At 71.7% G+C, this 20,347-nt stretch carries 18 protein-coding genes; 3 read left to right on the top strand and 15 right to left on the bottom strand.

From position 1 onward, the window contains the following. Positions 1-202: 202 nt before the first annotated feature. Both IPZ69_RS42025 and IPZ69_RS42020 read right to left on the bottom strand, forming a co-directional pair. Positions 203-2,020, bottom strand: a complete 1,818-nt coding sequence (locus IPZ69_RS42025) for a bifunctional metallophosphatase/5'-nucleotidase (protein ID WP_235460096.1) — start codon at positions 2,018-2,020, stop codon at positions 203-205. Positions 2,021-2,169: 149 nt separating this feature from the next. Beyond that, positions 2,170-3,453, bottom strand: a complete 1,284-nt coding sequence (locus IPZ69_RS42020; protein ID WP_235460094.1) for an adenylosuccinate synthase — start codon at positions 3,451-3,453, stop codon at positions 2,170-2,172. A 197-nt stretch (positions 3,454-3,650) separates the two neighbouring features. Here IPZ69_RS42020 and IPZ69_RS42015 point away from each other — a divergent pair, with 197 nt between their 5' ends. Next, positions 3,651-4,499: a diacylglycerol kinase gene (locus IPZ69_RS42015; RefSeq protein ID WP_235460091.1), complete on the top strand. Its 849-nt coding sequence runs from the start codon at positions 3,651-3,653 to the stop codon at positions 4,497-4,499. Between the two features lie 69 nt (positions 4,500-4,568). Here the strand turns inward: IPZ69_RS42015 and IPZ69_RS42010 are convergent, their stop codons facing one another. Further along, a complete protein-coding gene (locus tag IPZ69_RS42010; RefSeq protein WP_235460089.1) occupies positions 4,569-5,066 on the bottom strand; it encodes a GbsR/MarR family transcriptional regulator in 498 nt (165 codons plus the stop codon). Between the two features lie 73 nt (positions 5,067-5,139). Between IPZ69_RS42010 and IPZ69_RS42005 the strand changes: the two genes are divergently transcribed. Together IPZ69_RS42005 and IPZ69_RS42000 are read left to right on the top strand one after the other, a co-directional pair. Next, a complete protein-coding gene (locus tag IPZ69_RS42005; RefSeq protein ID WP_235460087.1) occupies positions 5,140-6,033 on the top strand; it encodes an ABC transporter ATP-binding protein in 894 nt (297 codons plus the stop codon). Next, the gene (locus IPZ69_RS42000) at positions 6,030-7,661 is read left to right on the top strand and encodes an ABC transporter permease (RefSeq protein WP_235460084.1); all 1,632 of its coding nucleotides are present in this window, start codon (positions 6,030-6,032) and stop codon (positions 7,659-7,661) included. The genes IPZ69_RS42005 and IPZ69_RS42000 overlap by 4 nt, the downstream gene beginning before the upstream one ends. A gap of 9 nt (positions 7,662-7,670) precedes the next feature. Here the strand turns inward: IPZ69_RS42000 and IPZ69_RS41995 are convergent, their stop codons facing one another. The 12 genes from IPZ69_RS41995 to IPZ69_RS41940 all read right to left on the bottom strand — a co-directional run bounded on the left by IPZ69_RS41995 (position 7,671) and on the right by IPZ69_RS41940 (position 20,064). Continuing rightward, positions 7,671-8,231 (bottom strand): Uma2 family endonuclease, encoded by a 561-nt coding sequence (locus IPZ69_RS41995; protein WP_235460100.1) that lies wholly within the window; start codon positions 8,229-8,231, stop codon positions 7,671-7,673. Positions 8,232-8,335: 104 nt separating this feature from the next. Continuing rightward, complete coding sequence (locus IPZ69_RS41990) at positions 8,336-9,556, bottom strand: cytochrome P450 (RefSeq protein ID WP_235460082.1); 1,221 nt, start codon at positions 9,554-9,556, stop codon at positions 8,336-8,338. Between the two features lie 44 nt (positions 9,557-9,600). Further along, on the bottom strand, positions 9,601-10,266 hold the full coding sequence (locus IPZ69_RS41985; RefSeq protein WP_235460080.1) for a response regulator: 666 nt from the start codon (positions 10,264-10,266) through the stop codon (positions 9,601-9,603). Beyond that, complete coding sequence (locus IPZ69_RS41980; RefSeq protein ID WP_235460079.1) at positions 10,263-11,609, bottom strand: sensor histidine kinase; 1,347 nt, start codon at positions 11,607-11,609, stop codon at positions 10,263-10,265. The genes IPZ69_RS41985 and IPZ69_RS41980 overlap by 4 nt, the downstream gene beginning before the upstream one ends. Positions 11,610-11,707: 98 nt before the next feature. Beyond that, on the bottom strand, positions 11,708-12,388 hold the full coding sequence (locus tag IPZ69_RS41975) for a response regulator (RefSeq protein WP_235460077.1): 681 nt from the start codon (positions 12,386-12,388) through the stop codon (positions 11,708-11,710). After that, positions 12,385-13,761 (bottom strand): sensor histidine kinase, encoded by a 1,377-nt coding sequence (locus IPZ69_RS41970; protein WP_235460076.1) that lies wholly within the window; start codon positions 13,759-13,761, stop codon positions 12,385-12,387. The genes IPZ69_RS41975 and IPZ69_RS41970 overlap by 4 nt, the downstream gene beginning before the upstream one ends. Then, positions 13,754-14,974: an acyltransferase family protein gene (locus IPZ69_RS41965; RefSeq protein WP_235460074.1), complete on the bottom strand. Its 1,221-nt coding sequence runs from the start codon at positions 14,972-14,974 to the stop codon at positions 13,754-13,756. The genes IPZ69_RS41970 and IPZ69_RS41965 overlap by 8 nt, the downstream gene beginning before the upstream one ends. Further along, a complete protein-coding gene (locus IPZ69_RS41960; protein ID WP_374295745.1) occupies positions 14,967-15,866 on the bottom strand; it encodes an alpha/beta hydrolase in 900 nt (299 codons plus the stop codon). Before IPZ69_RS41960 ends, IPZ69_RS41965 begins: the two co-directional genes overlap by 8 nt. Before the next feature lie 504 nt (positions 15,867-16,370). Beyond that, positions 16,371-17,261: an alpha/beta hydrolase gene (locus IPZ69_RS41955; RefSeq protein ID WP_235460072.1), complete on the bottom strand. Its 891-nt coding sequence runs from the start codon at positions 17,259-17,261 to the stop codon at positions 16,371-16,373. 158 nt (positions 17,262-17,419) lie between these two features. Next, positions 17,420-18,664, bottom strand: a complete 1,245-nt coding sequence (gene kynU / locus IPZ69_RS41950; RefSeq protein WP_235460070.1) for a kynureninase — start codon at positions 18,662-18,664, stop codon at positions 17,420-17,422. Beyond that, positions 18,657-19,505 (bottom strand): tryptophan 2,3-dioxygenase family protein, encoded by an 849-nt coding sequence (locus IPZ69_RS41945; RefSeq protein ID WP_235460068.1) that lies wholly within the window; start codon positions 19,503-19,505, stop codon positions 18,657-18,659. Before IPZ69_RS41945 ends, kynU begins: the two co-directional genes overlap by 8 nt. Positions 19,506-19,650: 145 nt before the next feature. Further along, positions 19,651-20,064, bottom strand: coding sequence for a DUF3151 domain-containing protein (locus tag IPZ69_RS41940; RefSeq protein ID WP_235460066.1), 414 nt, complete (start codon positions 20,062-20,064; stop codon positions 19,651-19,653). Between the last annotated feature and the right edge of the window lie 283 nt (positions 20,065-20,347).

Below are 20,347 nucleotides of genomic sequence, written 5' to 3'. Positions count from 1 at the left end.
GAGCTGGAGGAGCCGGCCGTTCCGGCGCCGTACGACCCCAGTCCGTTCGCCCGCGAGCGGCACGTGTGGCTCGGCCTGCACGCGGCCGCGACGCGGTCCCTGGCGCAGGGCTCGATGATCGTCTTCAGCTGAACGGCCCGACGCCGAGCGGCCGGACGAGGAGGGCGCCCGCACGGGGCGCCCTCCCGCTCACAAGGGCGGCTCAGAACACCGGCGTTCCGGCCTGGGTCAGCTTCCAGTCGACGGCCGCGAAGTCCGCCGGGTCGAGGGTCTTCTTCGCCGTCACGTAGTCGATCATCAGCTGGCGGATCTCGTTCGTCGAGCTGTACGCGTTCGGCGCCGAGGCGATGTGCGGGTACCCCGAACCGCCGTTCGCCCGGTAGTTGTTGACCGCCACGACGAAGACCTGGTCGTCGGCGACCGGAGCGCCCTTGTAGGTCAGGTTCTTGATCCGGGAGCCCTCGGCCTGGGCGATGTCGATCTCATAGGAGACGCCCGCCGCGGTGTCGTACATGTAGTCCCAGAAGTTGTTGGCGTTGGTGAGGGTCGCGGTGTCGACCTTCGTGCCGGCCGGGACCTGGTGGTAGTACTTCGCCGCGTACTCCAGGTAAGCCTTGAGCTGGGCGCCGGTGAGCTTCTTGCCGTACAGGGTGTTGTCGTAGATGTAGAGCCCGGCGATGTCCTTGATGGTCACGCTGCCCTTGGGGATGTCGGCCGTGCGGCTGAAGGGCGCGGCCACGGAGATCAGCGGGAGCGCCGCGTCCGCCGCGGACAGTCCCGCCTTCACCGTGTCCATCTGGACCTTGTGGATGAAGTCCATGATCGGCACGTCCTTCCAGCAGGACTCGGCCGCCGAGAGGTCCTCGGTACAGGTGCCGACCGCCGTGTTGACGTACTTGACCACGAGGTCGTGGTCCGCCGTGAGGAGCCGGGTGATCTCCGGGTCCTCCGCCACGTCCTTGGGGTTGAGGGTCTGCGCCTTCTTGCTCGTCACCTTCCACTGCCCATGGTGCAGTTCCAGCTCGAAGTCGAAGACGCTGAGGCGGTAGCCCCAGCAGTACGGCTCGGAGAGGAGGACCTCCTCGCCGGTCTCCGCGTTCTTCACCGTGTACGACGGGACTTCGACGTGGGTGTGGCCGACGAGGATCGCGTCGATGCCGGGGACCTGCTCGGCGACCAGGTTGGAGGCGTTCTCGGTGTACGGGAGCGCGTCGCCGTACGAGGACGAGCCGTCCAGGCCGGAGTGGTCGGTCAGGAAGACGACGTCGCAGCCGAGGGCGCGCAGCCGCGGCACGTACTTCTTCGCCTGCTCGACGAGGCCCGGGAAGACCATCTTTCCGCTGACGTTGTCCTTGTCCCACAGCGCGATACCGGGGTTGGTCAGGCCGAGGATGCCGACCTTGATGTCCGGGGCGCCCGGCACGCAGATCCGCTTCACGGTGTACGGCCGGAAGGCGGGCCGGAGCGTCTTCGCGTCCAGGGCGTTGGCGCCGAGCAGCGGGAAGCGGCACTGGCTCTCGAACCTGCGCAGCACGTCGATGCCGTAGTTGAACTCGTGGTTGCCGAGGGCCGCGGCGTCGTAGCGCATGTGGTTCATGGCGACGGCCATCGGGTGCTGGGGGCCGCGCTTGCCGTCGGTGCCGGTGATGGGGTCGACGCGCGCGAAGTAGTAGGCCAGGGAGGTGCCCTGGATGATGTCGCCGGCGTCGACGAGCAGCACGCGGTGCTCGCCCTTGGCCTCGCGCTGCTGCTTGATGAGGGTGGCCACGCGGGCCACGCCGACGGAGTTGCCCGCCTTGTCGCTGTAGGCCGCGTCCTTGTAGTAGTCCCAGTCGAAGACGTGGCTGTGCAGGTCGGTGGTGCCGAGGATGGAGAACGACCAGGTGCGGGGCGCCTTTTCGGGGCCGGGGTCGGCGGCCTCGGCGGTACCGGTGCCGACCGCCCCGGCTGCGGCGACGGCGGCACCGGTGACGGCCGACTTCTGCATGAACTGCCGGCGGTTCATGGGAGGGACGGACATACGGGGCTCCTGAACTGGGAGAGGGAGGAGGGACGGCAACTACCCGCGTAGATGCTTGCCCTCCGCCGGATCCGGGCGGAACCAGGAGCAGCCCATGGGCCGGTCAAGGATGTCCATGACCGGCCCAAGGCGCCGTGCTTTCAAGCGACTTACAGGAACGAGTTGATCTCGATCGTCTCGTCCCGGCCCGGGCCCACGCCGATCGCGGAGATCGGGGCGCCGGACATCTCCTCCAGCGCCTTGACGTAGTTCTGGGCGTTCTTCGGCAGGTCCGAGAAGGACTTGGCCTTGGTGATGTCCTCCGACCAGCCCGGCAGCGTCTCGTAGACCGGCTTCGCGTGGTGGAAGTCCGTCTGCGAGTACGGCAGCTCCTCGACCCGCTTGCCGTCGATCTCGTACGCCACACAGACCGGGATCTGCTCCCAGCCGGTCAGCACGTCCAGCTTGGTGAGGAAGAAGTCGGTGAGGCCGTTGACGCGGGTCGCGTAGCGGGCGATCACGGCGTCGAACCAGCCGCAGCGGCGGTCGCGGCCCGTGGTCACACCCCGCTCGCCGCCGATGCGGCGCAGCGCCTCGCCGTCCTCGTCGAACAGCTCCGTCGGGAACGGACCGGCGCCGACGCGGGTGGTGTACGCCTTGAGGATGCCGATGACCCGGCTGATCTTCGTGGGGCCCACGCCCGCACCGGTGCAGGCGCCGCCCGCGGTGGGGTTGCTGGACGTCACGAAGGGGTACGTGCCGTGGTCGATGTCGAGCAGGGTGCCCTGACCGCCCTCGAACAGGACGACCTTGTTCTCCTCCAGCGCCTGGTTCAGGACCAGGACGGTGTCGGTGACGTAGGGCTTGATCTGCTCGGCGTAGCCCAGCAGTTCCTCGACCACCTGGTCGGCGGAGATGACGCGCCGGTTGTACAGCTTGGTGAGCAGCTGGTTCTTGACGTCGAGCGCCGCCTCGACCTTCTGCTGCAGGATCGACTCGTCGTACAGGTCCTGGACCCGGATGCCGACGCGGTTGATCTTGTCGGCGTAGGTCGGGCCGATGCCGCGGCCGGTCGTACCGATCTTGCGCTTGCCGAGGAAGCGTTCCGTCACCTTGTCGACGGTCACGTTGTACGGCGTGATGATGTGCGCGTTACCGCTGATCAGGAGCTTGGACGTGTCGACGCCACGCTCGTTCAGACCGCTCAGCTCGGAGAGCAGGACCGACGGGTCGACGACGACACCGTTGCCGATGACCGGCGTACAACCGGGCGAGAGGATTCCGGAAGGGAGCAGGTGGAGTGCATACTTCTGGTCGCCCACGACGACCGTGTGGCCGGCGTTGTTGCCGCCCTGGTAGCGCACTACATAATCCACCGAGCCACCGAGCAGGTCGGTGGCCTTCCCCTTGCCTTCGTCACCCCACTGAGCACCGAGCAGCACAAGTGCGGGCACGCGCGTACACCCCTTCCGGGCGGGGCATGTCCAAGGTCAGGGGCGTGGGCGTAAGGTTCACCGCCGCGTACCACCGCGACCGCCATTGGTCGCACAACCGTCGGACCGGATGCCCCGGAATAGACGAAGCCCCTGGCGCAATAGCGCAAGGGGCTCTTGCACAAAGATGCTACCCGAGGAAGCGAGGCAGGACCGAGGTGGCGACTTTCGCGACGTCCGATCAGCTGCTGGTGGTCATCGATCCGGCAGCCCGGCAGACGGACGGCGAGTCCGTACGGATCGCGAAAGACGTGCTCAGCGCGGGTGCGGCGACCAAGGTGTGTCTGCCGGACGGTCCCGAGGAATTCGCCCGGGCACTGGCCCGGCGCGGGTCCCGGCGGCCGGTGGTCGTCGGCGACGACCGCGCTCTGGTCCGGGCGGTGTCCCATTTGCACCGGCAGCGGGACCTGGCCGGATGCGTGCTGTCGGTGGTGCCGGTCGGGCAGGCGGCCCTGGCGGAGGCCCTCGGGGTGCCGGCGGGTGCGGTGGCGGCGGCGCGGGCCGTGCTGGACGGGGCCGCGCGGCAACTGGACCTGCTGGTCGACGACAGCGACGGGGTGGTGCTGGGCACGCTGGGCATTCCGCCGGCGCCGGTGCGGGCGGCGGCCGCCGAGCCGGTGAGCGTCGCCTCGGGGCGGCCGTGGCTGCGCACGACGTACCGCTCCCTGGTCCGCAACCTGGCCCCCCGCCCGGCCCGCCTCGCCTCCGTACCCTGCCCGGGCCCCTCCCGGCTCCGCGTCGAGGTCGACGGCGAGACGGTCGTGGACCTGGACCAGCCGGTGGAGACGGTGTCGGTGGCCCCGGGTACGGGCGGGATGGCCTCGGTGGAGGTACGGCCCCTGTCGGTGGGCGCGGAGGCGACCCCGCTGCGGGTCTCCGGGCAGACGGTGACCGTCGCCGGGGCGGATTTCCGCTACCGGGCGGACTCGGCCGTGTCAGGACCGGTGCGACGGCGGACGTGGCGGGTGGTGGAAGGCGCCTGGGGTCTCACGTTGCCCTCGGCGTGAGGCGGGAGGCGGGTGGCGCGGTGCGGGAGGCGCGGCGCGGGAGCCCGGCAGCCGGCGGGGACCTGCGGGTCAGCCCTGCCCGAAGGTCTTCTCCCGGTGCACCCGCCAGCGCTCCATCATGGCCGCGATCTCGCCGTCGACGAACTCGAAGAAGGCGAGGGTCTCGGCCATGCGGCGTCCCGCGGGCGTGTCCGCGCCGAGGCTGTGGACGCCGTCGCGCAGCGCCCCCTCCCACCGCTTGAGGACGGCCTCGCGGTTGGTCAGGGCCTCGTACCACTGGTTGCTGTGCACGCGGTAGCGCTCCCGCCGCGAGCCGGGCTCGCGCTCGCGGGACACCATGTGCTGCTGCGCCAGGTAGCGCACCGCGCCGGAGACGGCGGCGGGGCTGACCTGGAGCTGTTCGCCCAGTTCGGCGGAGGTCAGGGCACCGTCGTCGCAGGACAGGAGCGCGGCGAAGACCCGGGCGGGCATCCGCTGCATCCCGGCCTCGACGAGCTGCGCCGCGAAGGACTCGACGAACTGCGACACGGCCTCCGCGTCCCGCCGGCCACCGGCTGATTCCGTCATGCGATCACCCTACCGGAGCTTCATGCACTTCCTTAACTTCACAAATTTCTGAAAGAAGCGTACGTTCTGAGCCATGACGAAGGCAATCACCGTCTCCGGACTGCGCAAGTCGTTCGGCAGCACACACGCCCTGGACGGCCTCGACCTGGACGTCGAGACCGGCGAGGTCCACGGCTTCCTCGGCCCGAACGGCTCGGGCAAGTCCACCACCATCCGGGTGCTGCTCGGGCTGTTGCGCGCCGACGCGGGCGCCGCGCAGATGCTTGGCCGCGACCCGTGGACGGACGCGGTGGAGGTGCACCGCCGGATCGCCTACGTCCCCGGCGACGTCACCCTGTGGCGCAACCTCTCCGGCGGCGAGGTCATCGACCTGTACGGCCGCCTGCGCGGGGGCCTCGCCCCCCGGCGCCGGGCGGAGCTGATCGAGCGCTTCGAGCTGGACCCCACCAAGAAGGGCCGCACGTACTCGAAGGGCAACCGGCAGAAGGTCGCCCTGGTCGCCGCCTTCGCCTCCGACGTCGACCTGCTGATCCTGGACGAGCCGACCTCGGGCCTGGACCCGCTGATGGAGGAGGTGTTCCAGCGCTGCGTGGAGGAGGAACGCGACCGCGGCCGTACGATCCTGCTCTCCTCGCACATCTTGAGCGAGGTCGAGGAGCTCTGCGACCGGGTCAGCATCATCCGCAAGGGCCGTACGGTCGAGACCGGATCGCTCGCCGACCTGCGCCACCTCACCCGCACCAGCGTGACCGCCGAACTCGCGGGCCCGCCCAACGGGCTGGCGCACCTGCCCGGCGTCCACGACCTCGACGTGCGGGGCCGCCGGGTCCGTCTGCAGGTCGACACCGACCAGCTGGACGGCGTACTGCGGCAGTTGAGCGAGTCGGGGGTGCGCTCGCTGACCTCGACCCCGCCGACGCTGGAGGAACTCTTCCTGCGTCACTACCAGGACGAGGTGGCCCGATGACCACGCTTGCGACCCGGGCGCCGCGCGGCTCGCGCCAACTGGCCGGCACCGGCACCCTGTTGCGCTTCGCGCTGCGTCGCGACCGGGTGATGATCCCGGTCTGGATCGCGGTGAACGCGCTCATGGTCCTCTCCATGCCGAACACGCTCAAAGGCCTGTACGGCACCACCGCCGAACGCGCCGACCTGGTGCGGCAGATGGAAACCAACGCCTCCTTCCGCGCGCTGATCGGCCCGGTCTTCGACACCTCGATCGGCGCGCTGACGGCGTGGCGCGTCGGCATCTACGCGGCCGCGCTCGGCGCCGTGATGAGCCTGCTGATCGTCGTACGGCACACCCGGGACGAGGAGGAGAGCGGCCGGCAGGAGCTGGTGGCCTCGGGCACGGTGGGCCGGCGCGCCTCCCTCACGGCGGCGCTGCTCACGGCGGCCGCGGCGAACGCGGTGCTGGCCCTGCTGATCACGGCGGGCCTGGCCGGGCAGGGGGCGTCCGGCGCCCTGTCCTTCGGGCTCGGGCTCGCCGGCGTCGGCATGGTCTTCGCCACGATGGCGGCGATCGCCGCCCAGCTGACCCAGAGCGCACGGCTGGCCCGCGGACTGACGGCGGCGGTGCTGGGCGCGGCCTTCGTGCTGCGCGCGGCGGGCGACTCCGCGACGGATGGGGGCACCTCCCAGGCTTTCGGCACTGGGGGAGGCTCGTCCGTACTGACCTGGCTGTCCCCGCTGGGCTGGCTGGAGAACCAGCGCTCCTTCGCGGGCGAGCGCTGGTGGGTGCTGCTGCTGTTCGCGGCGGCGGTGGCCGTGCAGGCCGTGGTCGCCTACGAGCTGGCGGGCCGCCGGGACGTGGGCATGAGCTTCCTGCCCACCCGGCCCGGCCCGCCCACCGGCCGCCTCGGCACGGCGGGCGCCCTGGCCTGGCGGCTCCAGCGGGGCGGCGTGCTCGGCTGGTCGGTCGGCTTCTTCCTCGCCGGGGTGGTGTACGGCGGGCTGACGGACGGCGCGGCCGACCTGGTCCGCGACAACGACAAGGCGCGGGAGATCTTCGAGCGGATGGGCGGCCTGAGCGGCCTCACGGACGCATTCCTCGCGTCGATGGTGGGGATGCTGGGCCTGATCGCCTCGCTGTACGTGGTGGCGTCGGTGCTGCGCCTGAACGGCGAGGAGACCTCCGGCCGGGCGGAACCGTTGCTGGCGTGCGCGGTGGGCCGCCTGCGCTGGGCCGCCGGCCATCTGGTGATCGCCTTCGGCGGCTCGGCGCTGATCATGCTCCTCGCGGGCCTGGGCTTCGCCGTCGGCTACGGCAAGGAGATCGGCCCGATCCTGGGCGCCTGCCTGGTCCAGGTCCCGGCGGTATGGGTGATCGGCGGCGCGGCGGTCCTGCTGTACGGCCTGGCCCCCCGCCTGGCCCCCGCCTCCTGGGGCATCGCCGTGGCGGTCCTCCTGATCGGCTGGGTGGGCCCGGCCCTGAACGCCCCGCGGATCATGCTGGACCTGTCCCCGTTCGGCCACCTCCCGAAGCTGCCGGGCGGAGGAATGGAGTGGCCTCCGGTACTGATTCTGATGGGGCTGGCCATGATGCTGGTGGGTGGAGGACTGGCGGGGTTGCGGAGCCGGGACATGACGACGTGACGGTGCCCCTCAGTCGACGTACTGCTTGAGCTCCTCGGTGTCGAGCTCGATGCCCACGGGGGCAGGAAGGGCGACTTTGCCACCGAGCCTCACCGTATGAATGTTCCGGTATCCGTCCTCCTGATCGGGGTCGGTGTGCACGAGGACCGAGCGGTTGTGCCGGTCGATCAGCAAGTAGACCGGGATGCCCGTGCCCGCGTAGGCACAGACCTTCACCACACGGTCGCGGTGGTGCGTGTACGAGTCGTGCGACGTGACCTCGACAGCCATGAGCACGCCGTCGGGGTCAGACCAGTCGCCATGCCCCGTGAAGTGGCCGACTGGTGCGAGAACTCCGTCCGGCAGGACCCGGCCCAGGCGATGCGCCTCCACCTTCAGCCCCCGACAGGGGTAGAGGTGGAATTCAGGACTGGCCCGCATCCACTGGTGGACCAGCCACATGACGACCGTGCCGTGGGTGCCGTCCGACGCTTTCCTGAGCCCGATCCGTCCGTCGATGAACTCAAGCCTGACGGTCTCGATCTCCCGTTCGACAAACGCGGCGACCTGCTCGAACTCGTCCACCGACATCTGGCCCGTGCCTGTCATGGTGCCCCCTTCGCAGGCCGGCACCAGCGTGACGAGTCGTCCGCGACGATCGTGTGGAATCACTCGGCGATCAGCCGAACGGGTGATCACCCCACCTCGACGCTCAACCCGTCCAGCCCCCGGATCACGAAGTTCGGCTTCCTCGTCGGCTCTGCCGCCAGGATCAGGGTCGGGGCCTTCTCCAGGAGGGCCGTCATCGAGGCCGCCAGTTCGATACGGGCCAGGGGGGCGCCGATGCAGTAGTGGATGCCGGCGCTGAAGGAGATGTGGGGGTTGTCCTCGCGGGTGAGGTCGAGTCGGTCGGGGGCGGTGAAGACGGACGGGTCGTGGTTGGCGGAGCCGAAGAGCATGGCGATCTCCGCGCCCCTCGGGATCGTCGTGCCGTCGATCTCGATCTCGTCCAGGACCCAGCGCTCGAAGAGCTGCAGCGGGGTGTCGTAGCGCATCAGCTCCTCGATGGCCGAGGGGATCAGGGAGTGGTCCGCGCGGAGGGCGGCCAGCTGGGCCGGGTTGCGGAACAGGGCCCACCAGCCGTTCACCGTCGCGTTGACCGTGGCCTCGTGGCCGGCGTTCAGGAGCAGGACGGCCGTGGAGATCATCTCCTGTTCCGTCAGCCGGTCACCCTCGTCGTGCGCCGCGATCAGACCGGAGATCAGGTCCTCGCCGGGCTCCCTGCGGCGGGCCGCGATCAGCTCCCGCAGGTAGTCGGAGAACTCGACCGACGCCCGCACCGCCTTCGCCGCCGTGTCCTGCGACGGGTTCAGCTCGTACATCCCGCAGATGTCCGCCGACCAGGGGCGCAGCTGCGCGCGGTCCGACTCGGGGATGCCCAGCATCTGAGCGATCACCGCGACCGGCAGCGGCTCCGCGACGTCCGTCAGCAGGTCGCCGCCGCCCGCCTCCACCAGCGCCGAGACGAGATCGCCGGCCAGCTCCCGGACGTACGGCTTGAGCTGCTCCACCGTGCGCGGCGTGAACGCCTTCGACACCAGGCGCCGGATACGGGTGTGGTCCGGCGGCTCCAGGTCGAGCATCCCGTGGTCGTTCAGCACGTGGAACGGCTCGTGCTCCGGCGGCGGCGCCGTACGCCCGAAGTCCTCGTGCGTGAACCGGTGCTGGTAGGTACGGCCCAGCCGCCGGTCCCTCAGCAGCGCCGAGACGTCCGCGTGGTGCGGGATCAGCCACTGGTCGGTCGGTTCGTAGTGGATCACACGGCCCCTCGCCCGCAACTCGGCATAGGCCGGGTACGGGTCGGCGACGAACGCCGGGTCCCAAGGGTCGAAAGCAAGGTCGAAAACGGCTGCCATGGACGGACGCTAGCCCGGCCACCCCCTCCCTGACCAGGGGTGTCTCAACTGGGCGTGACGAGCCTCGCCTCATAGGCGAACACCGCCGCCTGGGTGCGGTCCCGCAGGCCCAGCTTCACCAGGATCCGGCTCACGTGCGTCTTGATCGTCGATTCCGCGACCACCAGCCTCTCCGCCATCTCCGCGTTGGACAGCCCCTGTGCGATGAGGACCAACACCTCCGTCTCGCGCTCGGTCAGGTCGCCGTACGACGCCTGGGCGGTGGCCGGCAGCCGCGGGGGCTCGGACAGCCGGGAGAACTCCGTGATCAGCCGCCTGGTGACGGAGGGGGCGAGCAGCGCTTCCCCGGAGGCCACCACCCGTACCCCGTCGGCGAGCTGGCGGGCCGAGGCGTCCTTGAGCAGGAAGCCGGAGGCTCCCGCCCGCAGCGCCTGGTACACGTACTCGTCGAGGTCGAACGTGGTCAGCACCAGCACCTTCGCCGTGCCGTCCGCGGCGACGATCTCGCGCGTCGCCTCGATGCCGTTCAGCTCGGGCATCCGGATGTCCATGAGCACGACGTCCGGGGCCAGTTCCCGGACCCGCTCGACCGCCTCGCGCCCGTTGACGGCCTCGCCGACGACCTCGATGTCCGGCATCGCGTTGAGCAGGACCGAGAAGCCCTCGCGCACCATCATCTGATCGTCCGCGATCAGTACCCGGATCGTCATGCCTCACCGTCGCTCGCGGCGGCGACCGGCAGGAACACCGCCACCTCGTAGCCGCCGTCCTCGGCCGTGCCGGCCGTCATCTCACCGCTCAGCATGGAGACGCGCTCCCGCATCCCGGTGATGCCGTGCCCGGCGCCCGGGGAGGGCTTCACCAGGTTCGGCGCCGGCGGCGGGCCGTTGACTATGCGCAGGCCGAGCCCGCCGAGCACGTACCCGATCTCGACGCGGGCGCTCGCCCCGGGCGCGTGCCGCAGCGTGTTGCTCAGCGCCTCCTGGACGATCCGGTACGCCGACAGCTCCACGCCCTGCGGGAGTTCGCGCACCGCGCCGGTCACCACCTTCTCCACGTCGAGGCCGGCCTCCCGCACGTTGGCGAGCAGGGCGTCCAGCTCCGCGAGGGTGGGCTGCGGGGCCTCCGGCGCTTCGTAGTCCTCGGCGCGGACCACGCCGAGGACACGGCGCAGCTCGGTCAGCGCCGCCACCGCGTTCTCCCGGATGGTGGCGAAGGCCTTCTCCAGCTCCGGCGGCGGGTTCTCCACCCGGTACGGCGCCGCCTCCGCCTGGATGGCGACCACGGACATGTGGTGGGCGACCACGTCGTGCAGCTCGCGGGCGATGGTGGTGCGCTCCTCCAGCAGCGTGCGGCGTGAGCGCTCGTGCGCGGTCACCGTCTGCTGGGCGGTCACCTCCTGCACGGCGTCCCGGCGTATGTGCCAGACCGTGACGGCCAGCAGGGATATCGCCGAGAGCACGAGCATCGGGCCGAGGTTGGTGTTGTACTGGCCCCCGCTGTGGATGCTCTCGACGATGAAGCCGTAGCCCGCGGTCAGCGCCCACATCCAGGCCGCCGTGCGCGGGCGGGTCCGTATCGCCACCACCGTGAGCACCACGAGATGGGCCAGGAAGCTGCCCGGCAGCCACGGCCAGTCGGCCCAGGACGAGCTCACGATCGAGGTGACGGCCGTCGCCGCGAGGGACAGCCAGAAGGCTCCCACCGGACGGGCCAGGGTCAGCAGGACCGGAATCAGCGCGAGGAGACCACACAGCAGGGACGCCCCACCGCCACTGCCACTGCCCCAGAACCCGTTGAGCATCGCCACCGCGCCCAGGGCCGCGACCAGCATGTGCGGTGTCCAGGCCGCGTACTCCCGGGGGCGGCCGCCGAGACGCCGGGTCAGCCGGCCGTGGACGCGCTTGCGGGGCAGCGGGACATAGGCGAAGGCGTCGTGGAAGAGGTCCTGCCGCAGCCCCCGCAGGGCGTCCGCGACAAGCCGGAACTCCGGGCTGCGCGGCCTGGCGGCTGCGCCCGGCGGTGTCGTCTGCGTGTGCGTCGTCTCGGTCACGATGAAAAAGGTATGCGGCGGACCGGGTCACGGTCGTCACCAATGAGAGGGTCCCTGGGAATCCCTCTCAGGTACTACGCGGGGCAGGCCACGGGGTTTCAGCGGGTTCCGGGGCGGACCAGCCCCGATTCGTAGGCGAACACCGCCGCCTGGGTGCGGTCGCGCAGGCCCAGCTTCACCAGGATCCGGCCCACGTGCGTCTTCACTGTCTGTTCGGCCACCACCAGCCGTTCGGCGATCTCCGCGTTCGACAGGCCCTGGGCGATCAGGGCCAGGACCTCCGTCTCGCGTTCCGTCAGGTCGCCGACGCGCTGTTTGAGCGGGGCGCGGTGGCCGCCGTCCAGGCGGGCGAACTCGGCGATCAGACGCCGGGTGATCCCGGGGGCGAGCAGGGCGTCACCGGCGGCGACCACGCGGACCGCCTCGGCGAGCTGGTCCGCGGAGGCGTCCTTGAGGAGGAAGCCGGAGGCTCCCGCCCGCAGCGCCTCGTAGACGTACTCGTCCAGGTCGAAGGTGGTGAGGACGAGGACCTTGACGGCGGACTCGTCGGTGATGAGCCGGCGGGTGGCCTCGATGCCGCCCAGTTCGGGCATCCGGATGTCCATCAGCACCACGTCGGGGGCGAGTTCGGCGACCTTGGCGATCGCGTCCAGGCCGTCCACCGCCTGCCCGACCACGTCGATGTCCGGCTGGGTGTTGAGCAGCACGGTGAAGCCCTGGCGGACCATCTGCTGGTCGTCGGCGATGAGTACGCGGATGCTCTGTCCGCCGGGTGTCATGGGCGATCGTCTCCTTTTGCGGGCGCGCCGACTTCGTCGTCGGACGCGGGTGGTGTCGTGGGGCCGCCGCCCCTGGGGAGGAACGCCGTCACCATGAAACCGCCGTGCAGGGTGGGGGTCGCCGTGACGCTGCCGCCCAGCATGGCCGCGCGTTCCCGCATCCCCAGCAGGCCGTGTCCGCTGCCCGCGGAAGCCGGAACGGCCTGGCCGGGGCGGGAGTTGATGACCCCCAGATGGACACCGTCCCTGAAGTGGCTGACCTCCACACGGACCTGGGAACCCGGCGCGTGGCGCAGCACGTTGCTCAGCGCCTCCTGGAGGATCCGGTACGCGGACAGTTCGACACCCGGCGGGTAGGCGGTGGGCCCGCCCCTGATGTCGGTCTCGATGTCCAGGCCAGCGGCCCGGGTGTTCTCCAGGAGGGCGTCGAGGCGGTCCAGGGTGGGCTGCGGATGGTGCAGGTCGTCGGGCTCCTCGGAGCGCAGGACGCCGAGCACGCGGCGCAGTTCGGTCAGCGCCTCCAGCGCGTTCTGGCGGATGCCGGCGAGGTTCTCCTTCAGCTCCTCGGAGGGGTCGTCCACCAGGTGCGGGGCGACCTGGGCCTGGATCGAGATCACCGACATGTGGTGGGCCACCACGTCGTGCAGTTCACGGGCGATCCGGCTGCGCTCCTCCAGCAGGGTGCGGCGGGCGCGCTCCTCGGCGGTGATCGTCGTCTGCTCCACCAGCTGCTTCCGTGCCTCGCTGCGGCCGCGCAGAGCGGTGCCGACCAGGACGGAGAGGGCGAACAGCATGACGGCCACGACGCCCGTCGAGGAGTACCGCTGCGCGCCCAGCACGCCCTGCACGAGATAGGTCGCCAGGGCGGACCCCGCCAGCGCCGCGATCGCGCCGGCCGTGCGGACCCGCACGGCGAGCAGCAGGAGCACCGCCATGTGGGCCAGCAGGGTGGGCGTTCCCCAGGGCCAGTTGGGGCCGGGGAGCGCGGTGTTCGCCAGGTGGGGGCGGGCCACCACCGCGGTCAGCAGGGCGGGGGCCAGGGACAGACCCCAGGCCGGGACCGGGCGCCGCAGGGCCAGGACGACGGCGACGGCCTGGGTGATGCCGGCCAGCATGCCCTGGGCCGTGGAGAGGCGGTAGTCGTCGGCCAGTTCGCCGCCGCCGGCCAGGGCGATGCCGAGCGCGAGATAGCAGGTGGCCAGGTACGTCAGCAGGCGCAGCCAGCGCTGTCTGGAGAAGGGGGGCGACTGGGAGGAGGGTTGTTCGCCGAGCCAGACGCGCAGACGGCGAAGTCGGCTTTCGGTGGCGGAGACGGGCTCGTCGTCCGAGGGGGTCCTGGGGTCCGCGCCGTTCACGGAGTCAACCCTAGGCATGGCGCGAGGCCTTCACGTCCGCAGGGCGGGCGTGGCGGTGGACCAGCCGGGAGGGACGGCCCGCGCGGCGGCGGGGGCCCTGTTCGAAGGAACGGAAGGCCGTCCAGCACACGGTCAGGGCCAGGGCGAACACCGGGAGCCAGGCCAACCGCGCCGCCACCCAGGTCAGATCGTCGGGAAGCGTGTGCAGGCCGGACCGGCGGCCGGTCGGCAGGGCGGTGGCCGTCGTGGCCATGAGGGCGGTCTGGTGCCACAGGAAGATCGTCATCGCGGAGAGGTTCACCAGTGCCACCGCAGCCCAGGCCAGGGGGCGGCCCATCGCGCGGCGCAGCCGGTCGCGCAGCAACAGGGCCAGTCCGCACTGGGCCAGGCCGAAGGTGACGGCCGCCAGAGTCGGCGGGTCGAGGTTGGAGACCGCCGCGCCCGGCACGCCGACCATCGACGCCGGATACCCGGCCCACGCGACCAGTCCCGCCGTGGCCGCCGCGCCGCCGGCAAACAGGACCCAGCCCGCCCGCCTGCCATCCAGTTCGCCGCGCGCCCACGCCGCGCCCAGGGTGTACGGCACCAGCCAGCCCGCCGCCACGTTCACCCAGCCGAGCCAGTCAGGGGCGCCGCCCAGGCCGAACCGCCACAGGTCCACGTGGAGCACGACGGCCAGGGGCCACATCGGATTGAGGCGCGCGACCAGAGGGGTCGCCGCCGTCAGTGCAGCGAAGACCACCAGGAACCACAGCGGGGACAGGGCCAGTTTGACCAGCGTGTGCACCGTCTCCAGGGGCGCGCCCGAGACGAGCAGCGCCGCGGCCGCCACCGCCCACAGCCCCAGCAGCGCGGCCACCGGCCGGAACAGGCGGGACAGGCGGCCGTACAGCCACTGTGGGTACGTCGTTCCCCGCGCCCGCGCCGAGGCGTGGCCGCGGGTGGCCACATGGCCGCCCACCAGGAAGAAGACGGCGAGGGTCTGGAAGACCCAGGAGACGGGCGCCAGCCAGGGCATGGATCCGAGCGGGCTCGCCGTGTGCAGCGTGTCCCCGTCCACAACCAGGGCGGTGACCAGCCAGTGCCCGAGGACGACACCGAGGATCGCCAGCGCCCGCAGGGCGTCCAGGGCGCGGTCCCGGGAGGCGGGCGTGGCGGTGTCCACGCGGCGGGCGCCCTGCCGTATGCCGGTCAGCGCGCGGTGCACGGGGTTCGGGGCCGGCTCACGCACGGGTCACCTCCGAGGTCTCGCCGAGGACGATCCGGGCCAGGTTGGTGAGCGCGGTCGAGCCCGGGGCGAAGTAGCCGCTGTGGTCGGCGTCGGCGGCGTCGAAGACGCGGGCGCCGAAGGCCGGGGAGACCGGGTCGGTGCCGAAGCCGACGGTGGTGCCGAAGAGGGTCGCGCTGACGTGCGGTACGCCGGCCACCCAGTCGTTCGAACCGCGGGCCGCCCAGACCCGGGCCGGGGTGTGCAGCGCGGCGGCCGTGTCGGCGCCGGTGCCGGGGCTGCCGATGAGTGCGAGGTCGTCGGCGGCCAGGCCGGGGGCGGCTCGGCCGCAGACGACCGAGCCGTAGGAGTGGCACAGCAGGGAGAGCTGGGCCTTGTGGCCCACGATGCCGCGCAACTCCCGTATGAACGCGCGCAGGTCGGGGGCGGCCTCGTCGGCGCGGTCCGTGGTGGTGACCGTTGTGCTGACGGTGCCTGGGGTGGTGTAGCCGAGCCAGGCGACTACGGCCACGTGTGTGGTCGGGGGTGCCGTGCGGGTGAGTTCGGTGTGGAGGGCGGCCGCTGCCGCGTGGAAGCGGGCGTAGGTGTCGAGGGAGGTGTCGGAGCCGGGGACCAGGACCGCTATGTGGTCGGCGTGGGCCAGGTCGCCGAGGATCTCTGTCGCTCGGCCGGGGCCGCGGCCGTCGTAGGTCAGGAACTGGCGGGAGCGGGCGGCGATGGCGCGGTCCGCGGTGGCGCGGTGGCGGTAGCCGTGGGCTGCCGCCATGTGGGCGGCCTCGGTGGCGTTGGCTCTGTTGGCCGTGTAGGCCTCGTTCAGGGTGGTCGCCGTCGGCTGGGGAAGGACGGCGGGAGGCGGAGCGGGGACCTCCGGTCGGGCTGCGGCGGACAAGGGGATTACTACGGCGGCGGTTATGAGGGTGGCGAGGAGGGTTCGGTGCCAAGTGCGGGGGCGTGGGGGTGACGCCTCGGCTTCGCCATCGGCGGGTTTGCTCCCACCCGCACCACCCGCACCACCCGTGCGGGAATCATTGTCAGGTGCGGGTGGCCCCTGTGGGGACTCCTCGCCGTCGGCGGCCGCGGGTGCGTACGACGCGGCTGCCTGCGCCGCTGTACTCAGCTCGGCCCCGGCCGCCGTAGCGTTCAACTCGGCTGCCCGTGCGCTCCGCTCGGCCCCGGCCGCAGTCGCGTCTCGGACGCCGACCCACCCCGGCCTCTGCTCCCCCGGTTCAAGCCCCATCGTCGCTCTCCCCCTTGTCCGCCCGGCCATCGGGCTTGTCTGACAAGGAAGTTAGGAATCGGGGGCTGTCGTTGGCGTCCCGCCTGGGAGCTGTCCTTGGGGGTAGCTCTCAAGTACTACGGGTATGACGGGGGACCCGGGATCCGTCCACCCTTCGCCCGTTCACCAGGCGAGTTGGGCGATCTCCTCCGCCACCACCGCGCACGCGTCCGCCGCCGGGTCGATGAGCGGGAAGTGGCCCACGTCCTCAAGGAGGGTCAGGCCGACGACCTCGCCCGCCTTTGCCGCCGCCTCCGCGTACGACTCGGCGACCGCCTGGGGGACGACGAGGTCCGTGCGGCCCTGGACGAGGGTCGTCGCGATGCCGGTGGGAAGGAGGAGGGCCGGGTCGGCGTACGGCCGGCGTTCGGCGAACTTCTCTTCCCCGCCGAGGAGTTGGAGCGCCGCGTTGCCGCAGACGTCGAGCTTCTCCGCGACGGCGAAGTCGGCGATCGGGGCGAGGGAGACCACACCGCGCAGGGGGGCGGGCTGGTGCGTGCGCCAGGGGGCGTCGGCGGGCAGGACGTGGCGGGCCGCTGCCCACAGCGCCAGGTGGCCGCCCGCCGAGTGACCGGTGATCACCGTGCGGCGGGAGTCTGCCTGCGGGAGGAGTTCCCCTGCGAGCGCGGGAAGCGCGTCCAGGGCGGCGGCCACGTCGTCGAAGGTGTCCGGCCAGCGGCCTGCGACCGCGCCCTCGCCGCCCTGGGCCGGGATCACGGCGCCCCGGCGGTACTCGACGTTGGCCACGGCGAAGCCGCGGCGGGCCAGGTAGTCGGCGAAGGGGGTGATGTGCCGGCGGTCGTACGGAGCGCGCCAGGCACCGCCGTGCAGGAGCACGACGAGCGGGGCGGGGGAGGCCGGTGACGCGGGCTCGGCGCCGCGCGGGGCGTAGAAGTCGATCACCTGGTCCGGGTGGTCGCCGTACGTCGCGGTCGCGTCGGGGTCGACGGGCGGGTGGGAGAAGGCCGACTCCTCCTCGGCGGCGGCGCGGGCTGCTGCGGCGTCGTCCGGCATGCTCCAACCTCTCAGCGATGAAACGGGTTTGGCGGACCAGGTGAGACGTCGGCCGTTGGCGGGGACGGTATCAGGCCGGTGACGTGCGGGGACACGGGGATGTCACGCACGGTGAGGGTAAACGGTTCTGTATGCCGTCCGCCGCCCTACGGGGTCCGCTAGCGGAGCTCCTCCCCCAGCACCCGGGCCGCCCGCTCCGCGTCCCCGAAGCCCACGTACAGCGGCGTGAAGCCGAAGCGGAGCACGTCGGGGTGCCGGAAGTCGCCGACCACGCCCCGCTCGATGAGCCGCTTCATCACGGCGCCCGCGATGGGGGTACCTCCCTGCTCGAACGAAGTTGAGAGCTTGGGGGAACAGCGCAGCGCGACCTGGCTGCCGCGCTCACCGTGGGCCGCCGGAGTCAGCGACTCGACCAGACCGTCCGGGACGTACGACGTCACGCACTCCAGGAAGAAGTCCGTGAGGGCCAGGGACTTGGCGCGCACGGCGGCGACGTCCACGTCCTCCCAGACCTCCAGCGCGGCCTCCAGGGCGAGCATGGAGAGGATGTCCGGGGTGCCGACCCGGCCGCGCAGGGCACCCGCCGCCGGCTCGAAGTCCGGCCGCATGCCGAAGGGGTCGGCGTGCGAGTTCCAGCCGGGCAGCGGCGAGTCGAAGCGGTCCTGCACGTCCTGGCGCACGTACAGGTACGCCGGTGAACCCGGGCCGCCGTTCAGGTACTTGTAGGTGCAGCCGACGGCCAGGTCCACCCCGTGCTCGTCGAGCCCCACCGGCAGCGCGCCCGCGCTGTGGCACAGGTCCCAGACGGCGATCGCGCCCACCGCGTGGACGGCCGCCGTCAGACCGGGCAGGTCGTGCAGGCGGCCCGTGCGGTAGTCGACGTGGTTCAGCAGGACGGCGGCCGTTCGCTCGCCCAGCACTCCCGGCACCTGAGCCGGGGTCACCGGGCGCAGGGTGCAGCCGGTGAGCCGGGCCGCCGACTGCGCGATGTAGCCGTCCGTGGGGAACGTCGTCGCGTCGACCACGATCTCGTCCCGGCCCGGACCCTGGGCGAGGCGGGCCAGGCGCACCCCGCCCACCAGCGCCTTCAACACGTTGACGCTGGTGGAGTCACCCACCACGATCTGCCCGGGCGCCGCCCCGACCAGCGGGGCGATCCGGTCGCCGATGCGTTCCGGCGCGGTCCACCAGCCGCTCTCGTCCCAGGAACGGATGCGCAGTTCGCCCCACTGGCGGCGGACCACGTCCTCGATCCGGCCCGGCACGTTCGCCGGCAGCGCGCCCAGCGAGTTGCCGTCCAGGTACACGACGTCGTCCAGGACGAACCGGGAGCGCAGCGGCGCCAGTTCGTCCGCCGCGTCCAGCTTCTCCGCCCTGGCGGCGAGTTCCCTCACGTCAGACATGGGACCTCGCCGTCCACAGCTCGGGGAACACGTTCTTGCGGGCGCGCTTCTCCAGCCAGGCCACCCCGGCCGAACCGCCCGTACCGGACTTCGCGCCCATCGCGCGGCGGGTGGCGACCAGGTGGTCGTTGCGCCAGCGCCAGACCAGCTCGGCCACGTCCGTCAGCGCCTCGCCCAACCGGGCGAGTTCGGCGTCCTGGTCGCCGGAGTAGACCGCCGTCCACGCCGACTCCACGGCCTGTGAGGACTCGTAGCGCTGGGCGACGTCACGGTGCAGGACGGACGCCGGGATCGCGTGGCCGCGCCGGGCGAGGAGCCGTACGACCTCGTCGTACAGGCTGGGCTCGTGCAGGGCCTTCTCCAGTTCCGCGTGGACGCGCGGCGCGCCCCGGTGCGGGACCAGCATGGACGCGGACTTCTCGCCGAGCAGGAACTCCATGCGGCGGTACATCGCCGACTGGAAGCCGGAGCCCTCGCCCAGCGCGCTGCGGTACGCGTTGAACTGCGCCGGCGTCAGCTGGCCGAGCGGCCTCCAGGAGGCGTTGAGCGCGTCCAGTTCCCGTACGGAGCGCTTCAGCGCGGCGACGGCCGTCGGCACGTCGTCCGAACGCAGCGCCTCCGCCGCGGTCTCCCACTCGTGGACGATGACCGTGAACCACAGCTCCATCACCTGGGTGGTGACGAGGAAGACCATCTCTCCGGGATCGTCGGAGAGGGTGTGCTGGAGGTGGGTGAGCACGTCCGCCTTGACGTAGTCCTCGTACGGCGTCGTGCCCGCGAAGTCGAGATGCGGAGTCTCGGGCTCCTGAGTCTCGGGGGACTGATGAGCCTGTTGGGACATCGCTGTCTCCTGATGTTGCTCCGGGTAGCGGTCCGCCCCTGCCGATTCCGGCACGGGGGCCCCGGTCCCCACCGGCATCCTCCGTAATACCCCCGGTTACGGCAAGGCCCGTCCAGTGCCAGACGGGCCACACCGCGAGCGCCGCTCAGCCCAGGGTCTGGGCCGCCGTCGGCGACGAGTCCTTCAGGAACTGCGAGCAGCGCTCGTACTCCTCCTGCTCGCCGATCGCCTGCGCGGCGCGGGCGAGGGCGTGCAGGGCGCGCAGGAAGCCGCGGTTCGGCTCGTGCTCCCAGGGGACGGGCCCGTGGCCCTTCCAGCCGTTGCGGCGCAGGGAGTCCAGGCCGCGGTGGTAGCCCGTACGGGCGTATGCGTACGACTCGACGACCGAGCCCCGCTCGAACGCGTCGTCGGCCAGCTGGGCCCAGGCGAGCGAGGAGGTGGGGTACTGGGCGGCGACGTCCGCCGGCGCGGTGCCCTGGGCGAGGAGCTCACGCGGCTCGGGGTCGTCGGGGAGGTGGGTCGGGGGCGGGCCCCCGAGAAGGTTCTCGTGAATCGTCATGGTTCAAGTCTGGGGCACGCCCGCCGGTGACGGGCGATCGGTCTCCCCGTCGACGGTCGGGCGGTACGGGGGACCCGCGATCGGGCACCCGGCACCTGCCGTCGGTCACCTGACACCAGCCACCAGCCACCCGGCACCCACACCGGCCTCCCCACATCAGGAACGCGCTACCGGCCACCGGACACGCAACCCGGCCCCCAGTCGCCCACCCGACATCAAGCCCACCGCCGAGGCCATCCCGCCCGGGTGCCCCAATCGAGTGCCCGACCGGAAACCCCGGCCA

This window comes from Streptomyces olivochromogenes, assembly GCF_021538895.1.
GTDB classification, from domain to species: Bacteria; Actinomycetota; Actinomycetes; order Streptomycetales; family Streptomycetaceae; genus Streptomyces; species Streptomyces olivochromogenes_A.
The sequence above is the reverse complement of the archived record's forward strand: the minus strand, read 5'-3'. Positions and strand labels throughout refer to the sequence as shown.

What these genes read in the sequence shown, in the direction of transcription:
- IPZ69_RS41945 (WP_235460068.1), bottom strand. Translation starts at nt 19,505, where the DNA reads ATGTCCCAACAGGCTCATCAGTCCCCCGAGACTCAGGAGCCCGAGACT.
- IPZ69_RS42010 (WP_235460089.1), bottom strand. Translation starts at nt 5,066, where the DNA reads ATGACGGAATCAGCCGGTGGCCGGCGGGACGCGGAGGCCGTGTCGCAG.
- IPZ69_RS41940 (WP_235460066.1), bottom strand. Translation starts at nt 20,064, where the DNA reads ATGACGATTCACGAGAACCTTCTCGGGGGCCCGCCCCCGACCCACCTC.
- IPZ69_RS42005 (WP_235460087.1), top strand. Translation starts at nt 5,140, where the DNA reads ATGACGAAGGCAATCACCGTCTCCGGACTGCGCAAGTCGTTCGGCAGC.
- IPZ69_RS41995 (WP_235460100.1), bottom strand. Translation starts at nt 8,231, where the DNA reads ATGTCGGTGGACGAGTTCGAGCAGGTCGCCGCGTTTGTCGAACGGGAG.
- IPZ69_RS41985 (WP_235460080.1), bottom strand. Translation starts at nt 10,266, where the DNA reads ATGACGATCCGGGTACTGATCGCGGACGATCAGATGATGGTGCGCGAG.
- IPZ69_RS42000 (WP_235460084.1), top strand. Translation starts at nt 6,030, where the DNA reads ATGACCACGCTTGCGACCCGGGCGCCGCGCGGCTCGCGCCAACTGGCC.
- IPZ69_RS41970 (WP_235460076.1), bottom strand. Translation starts at nt 13,761, where the DNA reads ATGCCTAGGGTTGACTCCGTGAACGGCGCGGACCCCAGGACCCCCTCG.
- kynU (WP_235460070.1), bottom strand. Translation starts at nt 18,664, where the DNA reads ATGTCTGACGTGAGGGAACTCGCCGCCAGGGCGGAGAAGCTGGACGCG.
- IPZ69_RS41990 (WP_235460082.1), bottom strand. Translation starts at nt 9,556, where the DNA reads ATGGCAGCCGTTTTCGACCTTGCTTTCGACCCTTGGGACCCGGCGTTC.
- IPZ69_RS41955 (WP_235460072.1), bottom strand. Translation starts at nt 17,261, where the DNA reads ATGCCGGACGACGCCGCAGCAGCCCGCGCCGCCGCCGAGGAGGAGTCG.
- IPZ69_RS42025 (WP_235460096.1), bottom strand. Translation starts at nt 2,020, where the DNA reads ATGTCCGTCCCTCCCATGAACCGCCGGCAGTTCATGCAGAAGTCGGCC.
- IPZ69_RS41975 (WP_235460077.1), bottom strand. Translation starts at nt 12,388, where the DNA reads ATGACACCCGGCGGACAGAGCATCCGCGTACTCATCGCCGACGACCAG.